Below are 17,068 nucleotides of genomic sequence, written 5' to 3' on the forward strand. Positions count from 1 at the left end.
CGCTGCGCCTGCACGGCCGACCTCGATCGCCGAGGCGCAAGAGACGCCGTGGGATTGTCCACGCGGTGCCAACGAGCTCACGGCACCGTGCCGGACGCCCCTCGCCCTGAGTGCCAGAGCGCGGCACAGCTGTCGTTGCTCAGCACCATCTCCCCTCCAGGAGCCGGCTGTCGCCGAGCCACCGAGTCGTCCGCACTTGCTTCGCGGCGGACCCACCGGAGCTCCCGGAGGCGAACCATCCCGAACGCGCGGATGCGGCCCCACTCCACCGGGCCCACTCGTCGAGGCAGGTACAGAGCCGACGTGCCGCCCCTTCGCGCCGGAAGGCTGTGAGCAGCGCTCCCGGTACCTGGCGGCCCGACGTGGGACCGGTGGCGAACCGACAGGTGTACGCCTCCGCGTCCCGCACCGACGACCAGGTCCGCCCTGCCGGACGCGATCAACTCCGCAACCCCGGCCAGGTCCTGTCACCACCAATCCACTCGCGGCACTGCGCCCGCCCGTCGTTTCCAGCGTCAGCGCACCGCACACTCCCCGATCGGTAGGCGGCACGCAGCACCGCTCCCACCTCCGGGCGGTCCGACGTGGAGCCGGTGACGAGTCGGCAGGTGTGCGTCTCTGCGTCGCGTAGTGCCGACCAGGTCCGCTACCGCGGCTGCGCCCTTTCTGCCGGCCTCCACCAACCTCGCAACCCCGGCCACGTTTTGCCGTCCCCGCCGCACTGTGCCCGGTGTCCGTCGTCTTTGGTGTCAGTGCATCGCATGTCCTCCGGTCGGCAGGCAGCGTGCAGCGCGGCTCCCGCCTCCCGCCGACTCGGCGGTGGACTGGTGGCGAACCGTGGGTCCCGCACCGGCGACCAGGTCCGCCTTCAGGGTCGTGCCGGACTGAGCGAGTCCCATCAACTCCACGATGCCGTCGAGGTGTTGCCGTCCCCGCGGCGCTGCGTCCGTCGCCCGTCGTCTTCGGTGTCAGTGCATCGAATGCCCTCCGGTCGGCAGGCAGCGTGCAGCGCGGCTCCCGCTTCCTGCCGCTTCGACGGGGGATCGGTGACGGACCGTGGGTCCCGCACCGGCGACCAGGTCCGTTTTCACGGTTGTGCCGGACCGGGCGAGCCTCATCAACTCCGTAACCCCATCGAGGTCTTGCCACCGTGGCCGTACTGCGCCCACCGCCCACCGCCTCCGGTGTCAGCGCACCGCACGCCCTCCGGCCGGCAGGCGACATGCAGCGCCGCCAGAGGCACCCCCGCCTCAAGGTGGCCCGACACACGCCCGGTGACGAAATGGCAGGTGCACGTCCCCGGATTCCGCACCGACCACCGGGTCTGCCTCCACGGTCGTGCCGGACCGAGCGGGCCCCATCAACTTTGCAACGCCGCCGAGGCCTTGCCGTCACCAATCCGCTCGCGGCGCCGCGCCCACCGCCCATCGCCTCAGGCCTCAGCGCACGGCACACCCTCCGATGCCGAGCCCCAGCCCCGGCCTCAGCCCCACCGTCCGCCCGGGAAGAGGCCGTTGGCAGAACAGCGCGCCGCCCGAGCCCGCGGCACGTCGAGCCGGCAGTCGCCCACCTGTCCGCCGCCCCGGGGCGAGCGGCGCCATGCCGATCCACTCCCACTCTCGGCGCGGGCACCCCACCCGCCCGCCGACACCGACCCGCCGCACAGCCCCGTCGTCCGCCCGAACCGCCGAACCGCAGCGCCTCGCCTCCCCACCGACCGGGCCCCGTCGACCACCTCCCGCCGCGCCCGGGACCGTCCGCCACGCCCTCCCCGGGCGGGCAGCAGCGGCACCAACGTCCGTACGTGCAGCGCCTGCGGGCCCGGCCGGCGGAGCCTTTGGGGCGGGACGTCCTTCGGCCCGAGCGTTCGCACAGCGGTCGGGGGCGTCGCTCGCGCCACCGCCACCCGCTCATGGGCGGAACTCCCAGGGTGGGCGGACGACGGCGCACCCCGAGCCGTCCAGCGCCGCGGCGAATCGCGGGTCGCGGGCCAGCGCCGACAGATCCGTGCAGACCTCGACCCCGTCCCCGGGGCGACGGTCGGGCGTGCCGACGGCCCCGCACAGCAGCCTCGCCGCCGACAGCAGCGACGACTCCACCCGCTGCGCCCGCCCGGTCCGGGACCGCGCCGTCAGGCCGGCGACAGTCGCCGTCGCGCAGACCAGGCCGCCCAGGACGTCGCACACCGTCAGCAGCGTCGCCTGCGGCGGCAGGCCGGGTGGAGTCAGCAGCGCGGCGAGACCGGAGTGCGCCTGCACGGGGTAGTCGGTGGCCACCCCGGGCGCGCCCCCGGACGCCTGCGCGTACACCAGGCCGGGCCGGACCGTGTCCAGCGACTCCGCGTCCAGGCCCAGGTCGGCCACCTTCGACGGCGCGAGACTGTGCAGCAGGACATCGGCGCCACGCAGTAACTCCCGTACCGCAGACCGCCCTTCCGCCGAACGAAGGTCCGCCTCCAGCACCTCCTTGCCGCGGTTGAGCGCAGCGAACCGCGCCGACACCGGTTCACCGTCGAGCGTCGTCATCGGCGGCACGCCCCGCAACGGGTCCCCACCGGGCGGTTCGACCCGCACCACTCGTGCGCCCAGCAGGTTCAACACCCGCCCGGCCATGGGGCCTTGTACGCGGCGCGCCACCTCGACCACCGTGACGCCGTCCAACGGGCCCCGCCCGCCCGGCGCGACCTCGCGCAGTGAGGTCGCGGCTGCGTCCTCCCGCCGCCGCCACGGCACCCCGCCGATCACCGGCGGCCGCGTCTCCGTCGGCGTCACCGTGACGCTGCACCGCTCGGCCGTCGCCGCCACGTCCCGGAACGTCAACCGGTCGGCCGCGGCGAAGAGTTCGTCCGGCAGCGGGCACGTCGCCGTTCCGTACCGGGCCTGGAACGGGAGCCACGAACGGCCCACCAGCCTCCGGTCGACGCCGAGTTCGGTCCAGAACCGCAGCCAGCCGTCCGGTGTCAGGGTCTCCAGCTCGAACCAGACCCCGTCCGACGAGCGGAACGGCGGACCGCCGGCCCCGACCGGCTCCGCGCTGGGCTCCTCCGCCGTGGCTGCCGCCAGGTACTGCGACAGCCCGAGCAGCGCGGCCTGCGCCACCGAGACCTCCGCCTCGCGGTACGGTGCGCCCAACTCCCGGGCCCGCAGCGCCGCGAGAGCGCCGCCGGCGGCCAGCACCCCGGCCGCCACCGACGCGAAGTCCGCGTTCAGCAGTCGCGGACGGCCGTAGCGGCGCCCGTGGACGTGCATCACCCCGCAGGCCGCCTGGACGTCCGCCTCGCTCCGCAACGGGAGCGCGACCGGTCCCGCCCACGACAGTCGGCAGGACACCGTCCGGTCGATCTCCAGCGCGCCGTCCGCCGGCTCCGTCACCTCCGCCCCGGCAGCCTGCAGCAGGTCGGCCGCCACCCGGGAAGCGACCCGCGGCCGGGTATCCCGGTCCTCCACCACCTCGGACGCACACAGCAGTTGATGGCTTGTCACTCGAACCTCCCAGAACCGTCGCGGGCCAGCCGCACCACCCCGCCCCGCCTCACCGAGAGGCCTGCCGCATCACACTCGACCGGCCCGGCCGCCCACCCGAACCGGGCGGCCGGAACCAGTACCCTCCCCACCGTCACGGCCTGCGGCCGTGCACCGCGTACACCACGTTCGAGCAGGCCCGGAACCTCGGATCGGTGAACAGGGCGCGCAGCTCAGCGAGTTCGTCGTCCTTCAGGCCCTCGCGCAGCAGGGCTTCACGCAGGTGCCAGGTGTTGTGCACCTGCATCTCCAACTGCGGCGTGCCCGGCCCGAGCGTGTCCAGGTGCGGCGACGCCTCCACGCCGACGAAACCGGCGCGCACCATCGCCGCGGCGCACTTCCGGCCCCACCCCTGTTCCGACCCGCGCGTCCGGAAGGCTCGCAACTTGGCCTGCTGGTAACGCCGGTAGAGGTCACCGGCCCGCTCGTCCGGGACGGTCAGGACCGGCGCGTACTCGGCGTCGAACTCCAGCAGGTGCAGCACGCCGCCCGGCCGCAGGGCCGCGAACAGGCGCGCCAACACGGCCTCCCGCTCCGGCAGATGGGACAGCACCAGCCGGACGTGCACCAGGTCGAACGCGGCCTCCGGCAGGGCGTCCCGCACCACGTCGTGGCGAAGCACCGTCAACGCGGGCCGGTCGGCCATCGGGAGCGGAACCAGGTCCGTGGCCAACACCGAACCACCGGGCCCGACTTGATCCGCCAGCCAGACCGCAATGCTGCCGGCTCCAGCCCCCACGTCCAGACAGCTCATCCCGGGCTGCACCCCGACCCGGCTCAGCTCACCGATACTGATGCGGTCCAACCAACCGGCCAGGCAGCGGTGTTGTCCACGCGCATGCGCACTGGCGTTGTCGAACAGGTACGAGCGCCCACCGCCCCCGGACGCCGACTCCCGCACCGCCCCGGCCATCAGACCGCCCCAGCCGTCTCGCCGCCACGGTCGCCCGCCGGGAGATCTTCCGGCCCCGCAGCCTCCGACGCCGCGGCACCAGTCACTGCAGCCTCCTTCGAGGCGGCCGCATCCGACTCCGGAGTGCGAGGCCCGGGCACCGAGACCGGCCCCGCCGGCCCGGCCGTCGCCACCGACCCCGCACCCGGCCGCTCCGCCGCGAACGCGAGCACCCGCTCGGCCGCCAACTTGCCCGAACGGACGGCGCCTTCGCTGCTCGGCCGGAGCATCACCCAGTCACCGGCGTACTCCACGGCCCGGGCCGGCCGGGTCAGGAACGCGGCCCGCTCCCGCACCGCCGCCGGCGAACCCTGCGGCAGACCGAGCCGGAACCGGTGCACCAGTGTGCGGACGGTGGCATCCCGCAGGCCCGGCAGGAAGCGTTCGGCCTCCGCGCAGACCGTCTCCACCACCTGCTCGTCGGGCTGGTCCAGCAGCTCGGGGGAGATCCACGGCGACGCGAAGACGCTCGCCAGGCCCCGCCCCTCGGGGGCACGTCCCTCGGCCTTCAGGTGGTCGAGGATCAGGCCCGTGCACAGCCGGCTCTCGCTCTCCGGCACCGACAGCGCGTAGCTGGGGGAGCGGGTCGGACTCGGCAGCGGGCGGTCCAGCAGGCACGCGACCTTGAGCATCGGCGTGTAGGTGCTGGCCGCCAGGTACGGCCGCGCGTCTGCCGCGGCGTCGCCGTGCAGCTCCAGCGCCAGCGGCGCGGGCATCGCCAACACCACCTGCCGGGCCACCACCTGCGCACCGTCGGCGAACTCCAGCCGTGCACCGGCCCCACCGGGCAGCTCCCGGACCGCCACCACGCGCGAGCCCAGCTCCACCCGGAGGCGCTCCGCCAGGCGGCGGGCCAGGGTGTCCATGCCGTCCCGGTAGGTCATCCAGCGGGCGCCGGCCCCGCCGACCGACATCAGTGTGGCCACCATCGGCGCGATCGCGGAGCTCTCCGGCCGCCAGCCGAAACAGTGACTGGAAAGCGGTTGCAGCATCGCCGCCAGCAGTTCCTCCCGCCCGATCGAACCGGCGCAGAACTGGCTGAGCGTCAGGTCCCGGCTGGGCGCGGTCTCCGGACGGTCCGGGTCGAAGCCGCGCCAGGACGTGGCCAGTTCCACGGCGAACCGCAGCCACGCCGCCCGGCCCCGCCAGGACAGTCCGGCACCGGTCAGCAGGCCCTTCGGGTGGCCCAGATGGGCGTGCGCGCGGCCACCCCGCCAGAGCGCGAAGCCCGGCTCGATCACCGGCACTTCCGACTCCTGGATGCCGACCGCGCGAATCAACTCCCAGGTCGCCTCGTACCCGGCGCCCGCGATGGTCTCCGCGCCTTCGTCGAGCAGCCAGCCGTCCACCCGGGTGGACGCCATCCGCCCGCCGACCCGGTCGGCACCCTCGAAGACCCGCACCTCACGCCCGGCGGCCGCCAGCCGGTGCGCCGCGGACAACCCCGCGATCCCCGCACCGACCACCGCAACATCGAGCTCGTCCACGCCCAACTCCTCCATCCGTTCCGCCATCCGCCCGCAACCCCGTCGCGCTCCCCGGCCCGCCACCTCACCAGGCCGTCCACCGGCCCGTCGGCCTGCTCAGTTCGGCCGGTTCACGTCCACCGGCCCGTTCCGATCGGCGAGCTCCCCGCCAGCACTTGTTCGCGCAGCTCGTGTCGCCGCACCTTCCCGGTGGCCGTGCGCGGCACCGCGTCCCAGGGAACGAGCAACGGCTCGGCCAGCGGCGGCAGATCACGTACCGCGTCCCGCCAGCGCTGCGGGTCGAGGTCGCCGGTGGCGGTGACCAGCACCGGCTGCGGGCAGCCGTCCGCCACCGAGAGCAGCACGGCCTCCTCGACGTCCGGCAGGCGCTCGTGCAGCACGTCCTCGATCTCGACGCAGCTCAGCCCGGGAACCATGTCCACCTCCCGGTCCAGCACGAAGACCCGACCGTCCCGGGTGTGCACCCCGAGGTCGCCGGTGTTGAACCACGGACCGTCGATCTTCTGCGCCCACCGTTCCGGCTCGCCGAGGTAGCCGAGGCACAGCGCACCGGTCCGGGCGTACAGCAGGCCGGTCTCACCGCGCCGCACCGACCGCCCGGGCCGCTCCGGATCGGCCACCTTCACCCGCACCCACCCGGGCACCGGGCGTCCCAGATCACGGGTGGTCGGATGCCGGCCGGTGGGTGCGGAAAGCGTTTTCCGAGTCAGGAACCGGAAGCTCAGCGGACCGGTCTCGCTCTGCCCCCAGCCCTGCATCCACAACGGCCGCTGCCGCTGACTCGCGTTCAGGAACGCCCGCACCGTCGGCGGATGCATCGCGTCGAAGGTCGAGATGAACAGCCGCACATCCCGGAACGGATTCGCCCCCGCCGCCGCGGGAGTCACCGGTTCCGTCCCCGTGCCCGCCGCCCCGCCGTCGGCCAACTGCTGCCACCGCACATAGGTGGACGGCATCGCCTCCAGCACGGTCGGCGGGTGGCTGCGCAGCAGCGCGGCGGCCGTCGACAGATCGGAGTCCGGCAGCAGTGCCACCGTGCGCGGGGCGCGCCAGAACGCGCTGACGGTCCAGGTCAGGGCGCGGCCATGGGCGAAGGAGATGGCGCTGGCGACGGTGTCGTCGCCGCGCACCGACAGCACCGGCCACGGGCGTGCCTCGAACGCGGACAGCCGCCGGATCAACGTCCGGCCGGAGTGCACCACCAGCTTGGGCACCCCGGTGGTGCCCGAGGTGTGAATGATCGCCAGCGGCTCGTCGTCCCCGCGCGAGTGCACCGGCGGGACCGCCCCGCCGCGCAGGTCGTCCGGCGTCACCGCCCCCTCGGCGGGCCCGTCCAGGCACACCGTTCGGACGGCCAGCCGGTCCAGGTCGTGCCCGGCCGCCCGGGCGCCCGCCAGGACGTCCCGCTGGGTGACCAGCACGTCCGGGCGCAGCCGGTGCAGCAGCGCGACCAACCCGTCCGGCGCGACCCGGTCGGACAGCAGCGCCGGCACCGCGCCGAGCCGGGCCGCCGCGCACGCCAGCAGCACGTAGTCCCAGTGGTTGCGCTTCACGATCGCCACCGACGACCCCGGACGCGCCCCCGCGGCCGCCAGCCAGCCCGCGGTCTCCCGAACCAACTCGGCCAGTCCGGCGGTGTTCCAGTAGCTGCCACCGTCTGGTGCCAGGTCCAGCGGACGCCCCAATCGGACGTCCACCGAAGGGCGTTGCTCGGCCAGCGTGTCGAAGAGCGGGCCCAGGTCGAGCGGCAGCCGCCGAACCAGGGACGCCACGCCGCCGCCGCGCCGGGTCGCCCGGCCCGGCCCCGTCACAGCCCGCCGCCGAACACCGCCACCGCCAGGTCCACGCCCACCAGCAGTGCGCAGCACAACCGGTGCAGGTGGATGCCCAGGCGGCGTGCGATCAGAATGTCGCCCCGGACGAAGCCCAGCACCCACTGCCGGGCCCGCAACGCCATCACCGGGGCCATCACCAGCGGGAACCACCACGGCGCGATCCCGGCGACCGCCGAACCCACCAGCAGCACCGCCTCCAACGCCGAACACCCGGCCACGAACCAGGAGTTGCCGCGCGGCGACGCCAACACCGCGACCGTCTTGCGGCCGACCGCCCGGTCGCCCGGGATGTCATTGGTGTTGGAGTACACGCCGAACAGCAGCGGACCCAGCCCGAACACCAGCGCCTGCACCGCGACGAAGCCGTCGAACCGACCGGTCAGCAGCCCGTACAGGGGCAGCACGAAGAGCCAGCCGAGGGCGGCGAGGAAGAACTCCTGGAAGCCGTTGTAGCTGATCCGCAGCCACCACGAGTACTGGAATCCGCACACCGCCAGCGTGACCACCCCGGCCACCGCCCAGGCCGGCCGGGTCGGCGCCAGCGCGACCGCAGCCAGCCAGAACAGCACGCACGCCGCCACCGTCGCCCAGCCGAACCTGATCGCCTGCGGCTCCGTCAACGTGCCTGCCACCAACGGCTTTCGAGCCAGTCGACGGGCCGGCGCGTCGGGCCCGTAGTTCACCGCGTCGCTGCCGTCCCGGTAGCCGGTCACGTCGTCGAAGGTGCACATCGCCGCACTCATCGCGACCTCGCCGCCGAGGAACAGCACCAGCACCGCCAGCGTGCTGCCGACGCCCGGTCCGGCCCCCGAATCCGATCCCGTCGCCACCACCATCGCGGCCACCAGCGGGACGCTCAAGTAGTAGTCGTAGATGTCGAGTTTGGCCAGCCTGGCGTACGCCCGCCAGGCGGCCGGGGCCGTCCCGCGGGCGGTTGCCGCCCCAGCGGCAGCGGACACAGCGACGTGCTCCACGGAAGCAGTCCTCTCAATGGCGGCCGCAACCCCGGAACGCCAGTGCGCCGGGGGGCCTCAGGCAACGAGCCGACCGCGCTGACGGCGCGCCAATTCGCCACGACAGGCGAATAGTCGGCGAGCACCATGATGACACAGAGCCACCGGGTTGATATATTTCTGTGATAAGCGCAAAAAACGGACGGGCGGCCATTTCGCCACCCGTCCGCCCGCATTTTCGATTGACCCGCTCAGGCTGAGAAGCTCCCCGCTCCGCCCGGCACGTGCGTCCCGCGCCCGGGCTGAACCGTCACCGACGGGCCGAGGCAGAACGGATTGCCGTACACCTGTACCGGGCGGTCCGTCTGATTGTTCAACACGTGGGCGATGGCAGGGAGTTGCTGGCATCCGGACGGGTCGCGGTAGACGTCCAGCGGCTGCGCCTCGGTGGAGAACACCACGACCTCGCCGCTTGCCGCCCGCGGCGCCGCAGGGGCGGGAGCCGCCAGGCCGATCACCGAGGCCGCGGCCACCAGGGAAACGAGAATTGCTCGCACAATAATCCTTAAACATGCTCAACGCCCATGTCTGTCATGGGCCCGCCCCATCGCTATCGCGCCTGCACGCCGGAATTCCAACAGCATGCTCCCCATTCACCCGCTCGGCGGGAGCGCGAGGCCACCGGGCCGCCCGGCTCGCACCACCGCGCGCCGCAGAGCGGGGCAGCCCGGGCTCCGCCGTCATCCCCCGGTGGGGTCCGGCTTCCGGCTTCGCGCCCGACCCATCACCCGATCGAACTACCATCCCTGCATGACGACCCAGCCGTCCGCCCGCCCCGCCCTGTTCGGTCCGAACACGCACTGCCACTGGTGCGGAACGCCGTACCCGGCCGGCACCGCGACCTGGCCGCGCAGTTGCCCCGGCTGCCAGGAGATCAGCTACCGCAACCCGCTCCCGGTCACTGTCGCCCTGCTCCCGATCCACCACCCCGACGGGGACACCCGGCTCACCGTCATCCGCCGCACCATCGAACCCGGCTACGGCGAACTCGCCCTCCCCGGCGGCTACGTCGACTACGGCGAGAGCTGGCAGCAGGCCGCCGTCCGGGAACTGCGGGAGGAGACCGGCATCCTGGCCGACGCCGCCGACGCCCGCCTGGTCTCCACCGACTCCGACACCCGCGGCGGCTTCCTCTGCCTGTTCGCCCTCCTCCCGGCCCGCAACCTCGCCGACCTCCCCCCGTCCGTCCCCACCGACGAGACCGAGGGCTGGCAACTCGCCACTGCCGACACCCCGTTGGCCTTCCCCTTCCACACCCGCGTCGCCCGCTCCTGGTTCAACGGCGAGTTCACCCACCCGCTGAGCCCGCGATAGCGGGGGAGCGGACAGCGCGGGGGGAGCGGACAGCAGGGGAGCGGGAAAGCGCTTACCGTTCGCCGGACCGGAGAGCGACCGGACCAGCCGGAAAGCGTTTACCGTTCGGCGATCTGAAAACGGTCGAGCCACTCGGTAAGCGCTTTCCGCCCCCCCTGTCGCCGTCCCCGTCGCCCCGCCCGCTCCGCGCCTACCTCCCTAGCACCGCCATGGCCGCGTTGTGCCCCGGAATCCCGCTGACCCCACCGCCCCGCACCGCTCCGGCCCCGCACAACAGGACCCGAGCGTCCGAGGTCTCCACGCCCCACCGGCCCGCCCCTTCCGCCAGGCCCGCGCCCACGCCCCCGGTCCCGTCCCCGCCCGCCACTCGGAACGGGAACGCCAGATCCCGATGGAAGATGTTGCCGCCCGGCAGCCGGAGATCGGCCTCCAGGTCCAATGGGCTCCGCACCTCCAGACACGGCCGACCGTCGGCATCGACGGCCAGGCAGTCCGCGAGCGGTTCCGCGAGCACCTCGTCGAGCGCGGCCAGGACCCCCTCCAGCGCGGCCTGCCGAGCCCCGTCCGGATCGCCGACGAACAGCCGCGCCGGCAGGTGCAGACCGAACAGCGTCAGCGTGTGCCAGTCGGCCGGCACGTCCGGGCCCAGGATGGAGCGGTCCGCCAGCGAGTGGCAGTAGATCTCGGACGGCGCGGGGGAGGGGAGCCGGCCCGCCGAAGCCGCTCGGTAAGCGTTTTCCAACTCCCGGTACGACTCCGCGATGTGGAACGTCCCCCCGAAGGCGTCCCGAACGTCCACCGCCTGGTCGCGCAGCCGGGGAAGTCGACGAAGCAGCATGTTGACCTTCAGCTGCGCCCCCTCCGGCCCACCCTCACCACCCGCCACCCCGGCCCCGGCCCCGGCGCCGGCGCCAGCCGCGACCCCAGAGCCGGCCCCCGCCCCAACCCCGGCCGCCGCCCCGCCGCCCGCACCCAGCAGGCGCGCCAGCTCCACCGGCGCCGCGTTGCACAGCACCCACCGCGCCCCGACCCGCCGCTCCACCCCGTCCCCGTCCAGGTATCCGACCTCGGCCGGCCGCCCCGGCCCGCCAGGGTCCACCGCGACGACCTCGCACCCCGTCCGGAACTCCGCCCCACCGGCCCGGGCCGCCTCCGCGAGTGCGCTCGTCACCGCACCCATGCCGCCCACCGGCACGTCCCAGTCGCCCGTGCCGCCGCCGATCACGTGGTACAGGAAGCACCGGTTCTGCCGCAGCGAGGGATCGTGTGCATGGGTGAACGTCCCGATCAGGGCGTCCGTCAGCACCACGCCCCGCACCACGTCGTCCGTGAACCGCCGCTCCAGCGCCTCGCCCAACGGCTGCTCGAACAACTCCGCCCAGGCCACCGGATCGTCCACCCGCGCCCGCAGTTCCGCCCGCGACGGCAGCGGCTCCGTCAGCGAGGGGAACACCCGCTGCGCCACCCGCCAAGTCATCCCGTAGAACTCCTGCCAGGCGGTGAACTCCCGTTCTCCACCCGTCAGTTGGCGGAAGGATTCGGCCGTCCGCCGCCCGTCCGAGGCATCCACCAGCAGCCCGCCGGACCGTCCGTCCCGCTCCCACGGCGTGTAGGAGGAGATCTGCCGACGCCGCAGCTCCACCCGTACGCCCAGCTCCGCGAGGATCCGTCGCGGCAGCAGGCTCACCAGGTACGAGTAGCGCGACAGCCGCGCGTCCACCCCGGGGAACGCCCGCTCCGAGACCGCCGCCCCACCCACGTGCCCGAGCCGCTCCAGCACCAGCACCCGCAATCCGGCACGCCCCAAGTACCCGGCCGCCACCAGCCCGTTGTGCCCGCCACCCACGATCACCACGTCATAAGCCACCGTCATCCCGCCGTCCTACCACCCCCTGCCGCCGCCCACCACCCACCGTGCAGACCCCACCTCCCGCCTCTCGCCGCGCACCGACATCGCAGCTCCCACCACCCACGACCGTCACATCGACCCCTGGACTGTCCACCACCAGGGCGAACCCTGGACCCTCGGACGATCACGTGGCATGGTCAGCACCGTCAGCACCCCACGGACGGCCCGCCACGAGCCCAGCCGTCCCCCCACCGGCCTGGAGATCATCACGTGAGCACCCCTCCGACCCCCCAGGACCAGCAGCCCCCGCACCCCGAGCCGCTCTGGCGTCCGGACCCCGCCCGCGCCGCCGCCAGCCGGCTGGTCGCCTTCCAGCGCTGGGCCGCCGAGCACCACGGCGCCCCCGCCGCCCCGCTCGCACCGGTCGCCACCGACACCGAGGCCGCCACCCGCTACGCGGACCTCCACCGCTGGTCCGTCGAGGACCTCCCGCGCTTCTGGACCGCCGTCACCGAGTACTTCGACGTGCGCTTCCACACCCGTCCCACCGCCGTCCTCGCCGAGCCGGCCACCATGCCGGGCACGGACTGGTTCCCTGGCGCCACCCTCAACTACGCCGAGCATGCCCTGCGCGCCGCCGAGGACCCGGCCAACGCCGACCGCCCGGCGATCCTCCACCTCGACGAGCGCACCGCCGAGCCCGTCGCCACCAGCTGGTCCGAACTGCGTCGCCAGGTCGGCTCGTTGGCCGCCGCCCTGCGTGCCAACGGCGTCCGCCCGGGCGACCGGGTAAGCGCTTACCTGCCGAACATCCCGCAGGCCGCCGTCGCCCTGCTCGCCACCGCCGCCGTCGGTGCGACCTGGACCAGCTGCGCCCCCGACTTCGGCGCCCGCAGCGTCCTCGACCGCCTCCAGCAGATCGAGCCGACCGTCCTGTTCGCCGTCGACGGCTACCACTACGGCGGGAAGAACCACGACCGCACCGAGGTGGTCGCCGAGATCCGCCGCGAACTCCCCACCCTCCGCACGGTCGTCCACATCCCGCTGCTCGACACCCCCGCCCCCGAGGGCGCCCTGCACTACGACGACCTGGTCGCCGGAGACACCGCGCCGGTCTTCGAACCCGTCCCGTTCGACCACCCGCTCTGGGTGCTCTACTCCTCCGGCACCACCGGCCTCCCCAAGGCCATCGTGCAGAGCCAGGGCGGCATCCTGGTCGAACACCTCAAGCAGGCCGCCCTCCACCTCGACCTCGGCCCGGACGACCGCTTCCTCTGGTACACCTCCACCGGCTGGATGATGTGGAACTTCCTCCTCGCCGGCCTGCTCACCGGAACCACGATCGTCACCTACGACGGCAGCCCGGGGCACCCCGACACCGGCGCCCTCTGGTCGGTCGCCGCCCGCACCCGCGCCACCGTCCTCGGCACCTCCGCCGCGTACGTCATCGCCAGCCGCAAGGCCGACCTGCACCCCGGACGCGACCTCGACCTGTCCGCCGTCCGCTGCATCGGCACCACCGGCTCCCCGCTCCCGCCCGACGGCTTCCAGTGGATCTACGACGAGGTCAAGCCGGACGTCTGGCTCGCCTCCGTCAGCGGCGGCACCGACGTCTGCTCCTGCTTCGTCGGCGGCGTCCCCACCCTCCCCGTGCACCTCGGCGAGATCCAGGCCCCCTGCCTCGGCGCCGCCGTCGAGTCCTGGGACCCCGCCGGCCACCCCCTCACCGACGCGGTCGGCGAACTCGTCGTGACCAAGCCGCTCCCGTCCATGCCCACCGGCTTCTGGAACGACCCCGACGGCGTCCGCTACCACGACAGCTACTTCGACACCTATCCCGGCATCTGGCGCCACGGCGACTGGATCACCGCCACCGACCGCGGCACCATCGTCATCCACGGCCGTTCCGACTCCACCCTCAACCGGCAGGGCGTCCGGATGGGCTCCGCCGACATCTACGAGGTCGTCGAACGCCTCCCCGAGATCGCCGAATCCCTGGTCATCGGCCTGGAGGAGCCCGACGGCGGCTACTGGATGCCGCTCTTCGTGGTGCTCGCCCCCGGCGCCGTCCTGGACGACGACCTCACCGGCCGGATCCGCACCTCGCTGCGCACCGAACTCTCCCCGCGCCACGTCCCCGACGAGGTGATCACCGTCCAGGGCCTGCCGCACACCCTCACCGGCAAGCGCCTCGAAGTCCCCGTCAAGCGCCTGCTGGCCGGCACCCCCCTCACCAAGGCGGTCAACCCCGGCTCCGTCGACAACCTCGACCACCTGCGCTTCTTCGAACAGCTCGCCACCACCCGCAAGCACTGACCGACCCGCCCTAAAGGCCCCTAAAAGCCCCTCAAGGCCTCGAAAGGCCCCGAGGGGTCGCCGCCAACCCCCACGGTGGCAGCGACCCCTCGGGAGTCGAAGGTCCGGACGCCTATCCTCCGGACAACACCTGCCGCGCCGCCGTGCGGGCCTCCGCCGCGGAATCCGCCGCCCGCGCCGCCTCCGCCGCCTGCCGGCACTGCACCAGCGACGCCTGCGCCAAGGCCGACCGCACGTACGGGATCGCCGCCGCCCCCATCGACAGACTGGTCACCCCGAGGCCCGTCAGCACGCACGCCAGCAGCGGGTCCGACGCCGCCTCCCCGCACACCCCGCAGCTCTTCCCGGCCGCCGTCGCCGCCTCTGCGGCCGACGCGATCAGATCCAGCAGCGCCGGCTGCCACGGATCCTGCAGCCGTGCCAGCGAACCCACCTGCCGGTCCGCCGCGAACGCGTACTGCGCCAGGTCGTTCGTCCCCAGCGACAGGAACTCCACTTCCCGCAGCAGCGACCCCGCCCGCAGAGCGGCCGACGGAATCTCCACCATCGCCCCGTACTTGGCGTCCAACCGCGCCTCCCGGCAGGCCTCCGCGAACGCCCGCGCATCCTCGCGGTCCGCCACCATCGGAGCCATCACCTCCAGACGCGTCGACAACCCCTCCGCCGCCCGCGCCAACGCCCGCAACTGCGAACGCAACACCTCCGGGTGCTCCAGCAACGACCGCAGCCCCCGCACCCCCAGCGCCGGATTCGGCTCGTCCGCAGGAGTCAGGAAGTCCAGCGGCTTGTCCGCCCCCGCATCCAGCACCCGCACCACCACCCGGCCGTCCGGGAACGCCTCCAACACCTTTCGGTACGCCTGGACCTGCTTGTCCTCGCTCGGCGCCTTCGCCGAATCGTCCAGGAACAGGAACTCCGTCCGGAACAGCCCGACACCCTCCGCCCCGTGCTCCAACGCCGCCGGCAGATCCGCCGGCCCACCCACGTTCGCCAGCAACGGCACCATGAACCCGTCCGACGTCTGCCCCGGCCCCGAGGACGCCGCCAACGCCGCCTGCCGCTCCGCCGCAAGTCGACGCAGCTCCTCCTGCCGCTCCACCGACGGCTCCACCACCACCTCACCGGTCGACCCGTCGACCGCCACCACCACCCCCTCCGCCAACTCCGTCGCCCGCGGCATCGCCACCACCGCCGGCACCCCCAGCGCCCGCGCCAGAATCGCGCTGTGCGAGGTCGGCCCACCCTCCTCGGTCACGAACCCCAGCACCAGCGACGGATCCAGCAGCGCCGTGTCCGCCGGCGCCAGGTCCCGCGCCAGCAACACGTACGGCTCATCGCTGTCCGGCACCCCCGGCATCGGCACGCCCAACAGCCGCGCCACGATCCGGTTCCGCACGTCGTCCAGGTCCGCGACCCGCCCCGCCAGGTACTCGCCCGCCGCGGCCAACAGGGTCCGGTACGCCGCGAACGCGTCGTACACCCCGCGCTCCGCGCTGTTGCCCTCCGAGATCCGCCGATTCACATCCGCGATCAGCTCCGGATCCTGCGCCATCAGCGCCTGGGCCTCCAGCACCGCCTGCGCCTCACCGCCCGCCAGATTCCCGCGCGCGTTCAGATCCGCCGCCACCGCCTCCACCGCGGCCTGCGCCCGGGCCTGCTCCCGCGGCGCCTCCGCCGCCGAGATCTGCGTGGACGGCGGCTCCAGCACCGCCGTCCCCATATGCCGCACCGGCCCGACGGCGACCCCATGACTCACGCCCACACCGCGCAGCATCCGCTCCATGGCCCGAACCCTTTCGTCCGTCGTCGCCGTCAGTTCCAGACGAACAGCTCGCCGCCGGCCGTGACCTCGCCGGACTCCGCCACCCCGCTCAGCTGCTCCGCGGATGCCTCCAACGCCACGATCGGCGAGATCGGCGACTTCCCCGCCGCCTCGACCGCCGCCGGATTCCACTTGATCACCGGCTGCCCCCGCTTCACCTTGTCCCCCTTGTGCACGAGCAGCTCGAACCCCTCCCCATTCAGCTGCACGGTGTCGATCCCCAGATGCGTCAGCACCCCGTGTCCGTTCTCGTCCATCACCACGAACGCGTGCGGGTGCATCGACACCACCTGCCCGTCCACCGGCGACACCGCCTCGATCGGCTCCCGCAGCGGATCGATCGCCGTCCCCGGCCCCACCATCGCTCCCGCGAACACCGGGTCGGGCACATTGGCGAGGCCGACAGCACGTCCGGCGAGCGGCGACGTCACAGTGGTCATGGTGGAGCCTCCCAGGTACGGAGTACATCGCGTGCGGCCGCGGGGCAGCGGCCCGTTGATCGACTGAACCCAAATTACGTCAACTCGGACATTTCATGACGTAGCGCCCATGAGCCGCCCGAGTGAAGATCGATCCCGACGTCGACCCCGCCGCACACGAACCGACCGTCGCGCACCCTCTCCTCCGAACCAGTCACCCTCAAGTGGTCTAGTCCTCTTGGCCAACGCGCCGCACTCTACGGCATCCGGGTAGACCCCCCCTCTGCCCTGCCTGTGCGGGCAGATCGCTGCCGTCCGAGTGATCCGTCCCGGCCCGATTAGGCGCTCGGCCGCCGAACCGCTATCGTTGCTCAGGTCGCCGCGCAACGGCGGTAAACAGAGCAAGTCGAGAACGTAAAGCCGCGGTCAACACCGAGGAAACGGTCTGATAAGCTCGAAACACGAACGAAGCGCCCGGAGGGTTCGCAGGAATGCGGCTCGAAGGAAGTGTCCGTTCCTTGAGAACTCAACAGCGTGCCA

General features: G+C 73.1%; 11 protein-coding genes. 2 read left to right on the forward strand and 9 right to left on the reverse strand.

The genetic code is table 11. The features are described from left to right. Positions 1 to 1,910: 1,910 nt before the first annotated feature. From IEZ12_RS32240 to IEZ12_RS32265, 6 genes are all read right to left on the reverse strand, one after another. Positions 1,911 to 3,482: a CoA transferase gene (locus IEZ12_RS32240; RefSeq protein ID WP_229848429.1), complete on the reverse strand. Its 1,572-nt coding sequence runs from the start codon at positions 3,480 to 3,482 to the stop codon at positions 1,911 to 1,913. A 133-nt stretch (positions 3,483 to 3,615) separates the two neighbouring features. Then, positions 3,616 to 4,434, reverse strand: coding sequence for a class I SAM-dependent methyltransferase (locus IEZ12_RS32245; protein WP_189277153.1), 819 nt, complete (start codon positions 4,432 to 4,434; stop codon positions 3,616 to 3,618). Further along, positions 4,434 to 5,960 (reverse strand): protoporphyrinogen/coproporphyrinogen oxidase, encoded by a 1,527-nt coding sequence (locus tag IEZ12_RS32250; protein ID WP_229848433.1) that lies wholly within the window; start codon positions 5,958 to 5,960, stop codon positions 4,434 to 4,436. Before IEZ12_RS32250 ends, IEZ12_RS32245 begins: the two co-directional genes overlap by 1 nt. Positions 5,961 to 6,070: 110 nt before the next feature. After that, entirely contained in the window at positions 6,071 to 7,732 is a 1,662-nt protein-coding gene (locus IEZ12_RS32255) for a class I adenylate-forming enzyme family protein (protein WP_189277155.1), read from the reverse strand. 35 nt (positions 7,733 to 7,767) lie between these two features. Then, complete coding sequence (locus IEZ12_RS32260) at positions 7,768 to 8,754, reverse strand: UbiA family prenyltransferase (RefSeq protein WP_189277157.1); 987 nt, start codon at positions 8,752 to 8,754, stop codon at positions 7,768 to 7,770. Between the two features lie 245 nt (positions 8,755 to 8,999). Further along, entirely contained in the window at positions 9,000 to 9,281 is a 282-nt protein-coding gene (locus tag IEZ12_RS32265; RefSeq protein WP_229848435.1) for a hypothetical protein, read from the reverse strand. A 277-nt stretch (positions 9,282 to 9,558) separates the two neighbouring features. Here IEZ12_RS32265 and IEZ12_RS32270 point away from each other — a divergent pair, with 277 nt between their 5' ends. After that, positions 9,559 to 10,122, forward strand: coding sequence for an NUDIX domain-containing protein (locus IEZ12_RS32270; protein WP_189277159.1), 564 nt, complete (start codon positions 9,559 to 9,561; stop codon positions 10,120 to 10,122). Between the two features lie 190 nt (positions 10,123 to 10,312). Here the strand turns inward: IEZ12_RS32270 and IEZ12_RS32275 are convergent, their stop codons facing one another. Further along, complete coding sequence (locus tag IEZ12_RS32275; protein ID WP_189277161.1) at positions 10,313 to 11,995, reverse strand: phytoene desaturase family protein; 1,683 nt, start codon at positions 11,993 to 11,995, stop codon at positions 10,313 to 10,315. Between the two features lie 246 nt (positions 11,996 to 12,241). Between IEZ12_RS32275 and IEZ12_RS32280 the strand changes: the two genes are divergently transcribed. Further along, a complete protein-coding gene (locus IEZ12_RS32280) occupies positions 12,242 to 14,287 on the forward strand; it encodes an acetoacetate--CoA ligase (protein ID WP_189277163.1) in 2,046 nt (681 codons plus the stop codon). Positions 14,288 to 14,399: 112 nt separating this feature from the next. On the opposite strand, the gene ptsP is transcribed toward IEZ12_RS32280, so the two are convergent. Both ptsP and IEZ12_RS32290 read right to left on the reverse strand, forming a co-directional pair. Next, on the reverse strand, positions 14,400 to 16,070 hold the full coding sequence (gene ptsP, locus IEZ12_RS32285) for a phosphoenolpyruvate--protein phosphotransferase (protein ID WP_189277166.1): 1,671 nt from the start codon (positions 16,068 to 16,070) through the stop codon (positions 14,400 to 14,402). Positions 16,071 to 16,099: 29 nt separating this feature from the next. Next, positions 16,100 to 16,549 carry a PTS sugar transporter subunit IIA gene (locus IEZ12_RS32290; RefSeq protein ID WP_043908909.1) on the reverse strand — a complete coding sequence of 150 codons (450 nt, stop codon included), beginning with the start codon at positions 16,547 to 16,549 and terminating at the stop codon, positions 16,100 to 16,102. Positions 16,550 to 17,068: the final 519 nt, after the last annotated feature.

Source organism: Kitasatospora griseola (assembly GCF_014648555.1).
Classification (GTDB): Bacteria; Actinomycetota; Actinomycetes; order Streptomycetales; family Streptomycetaceae; genus Kitasatospora; species Kitasatospora griseola.

Coding starts and splice junctions, on each gene's coding strand:
- IEZ12_RS32245 (WP_189277153.1), bottom strand. CDS start 4,434: ATGGCCGGGGCGGTGCGGGAGTCGGCGTCCGGGGGCGGTGGGCGCTCG.
- IEZ12_RS32270 (WP_189277159.1), top strand. CDS start 9,559: ATGACGACCCAGCCGTCCGCCCGCCCCGCCCTGTTCGGTCCGAACACG.
- IEZ12_RS32275 (WP_189277161.1), bottom strand. CDS start 11,995: ATGACGGTGGCTTATGACGTGGTGATCGTGGGTGGCGGGCACAACGGG.
- ptsP (WP_189277166.1), bottom strand. CDS start 16,070: ATGGAGCGGATGCTGCGCGGTGTGGGCGTGAGTCATGGGGTCGCCGTC.
- IEZ12_RS32290 (WP_043908909.1), bottom strand. CDS start 16,549: ATGACCACTGTGACGTCGCCGCTCGCCGGACGTGCTGTCGGCCTCGCC.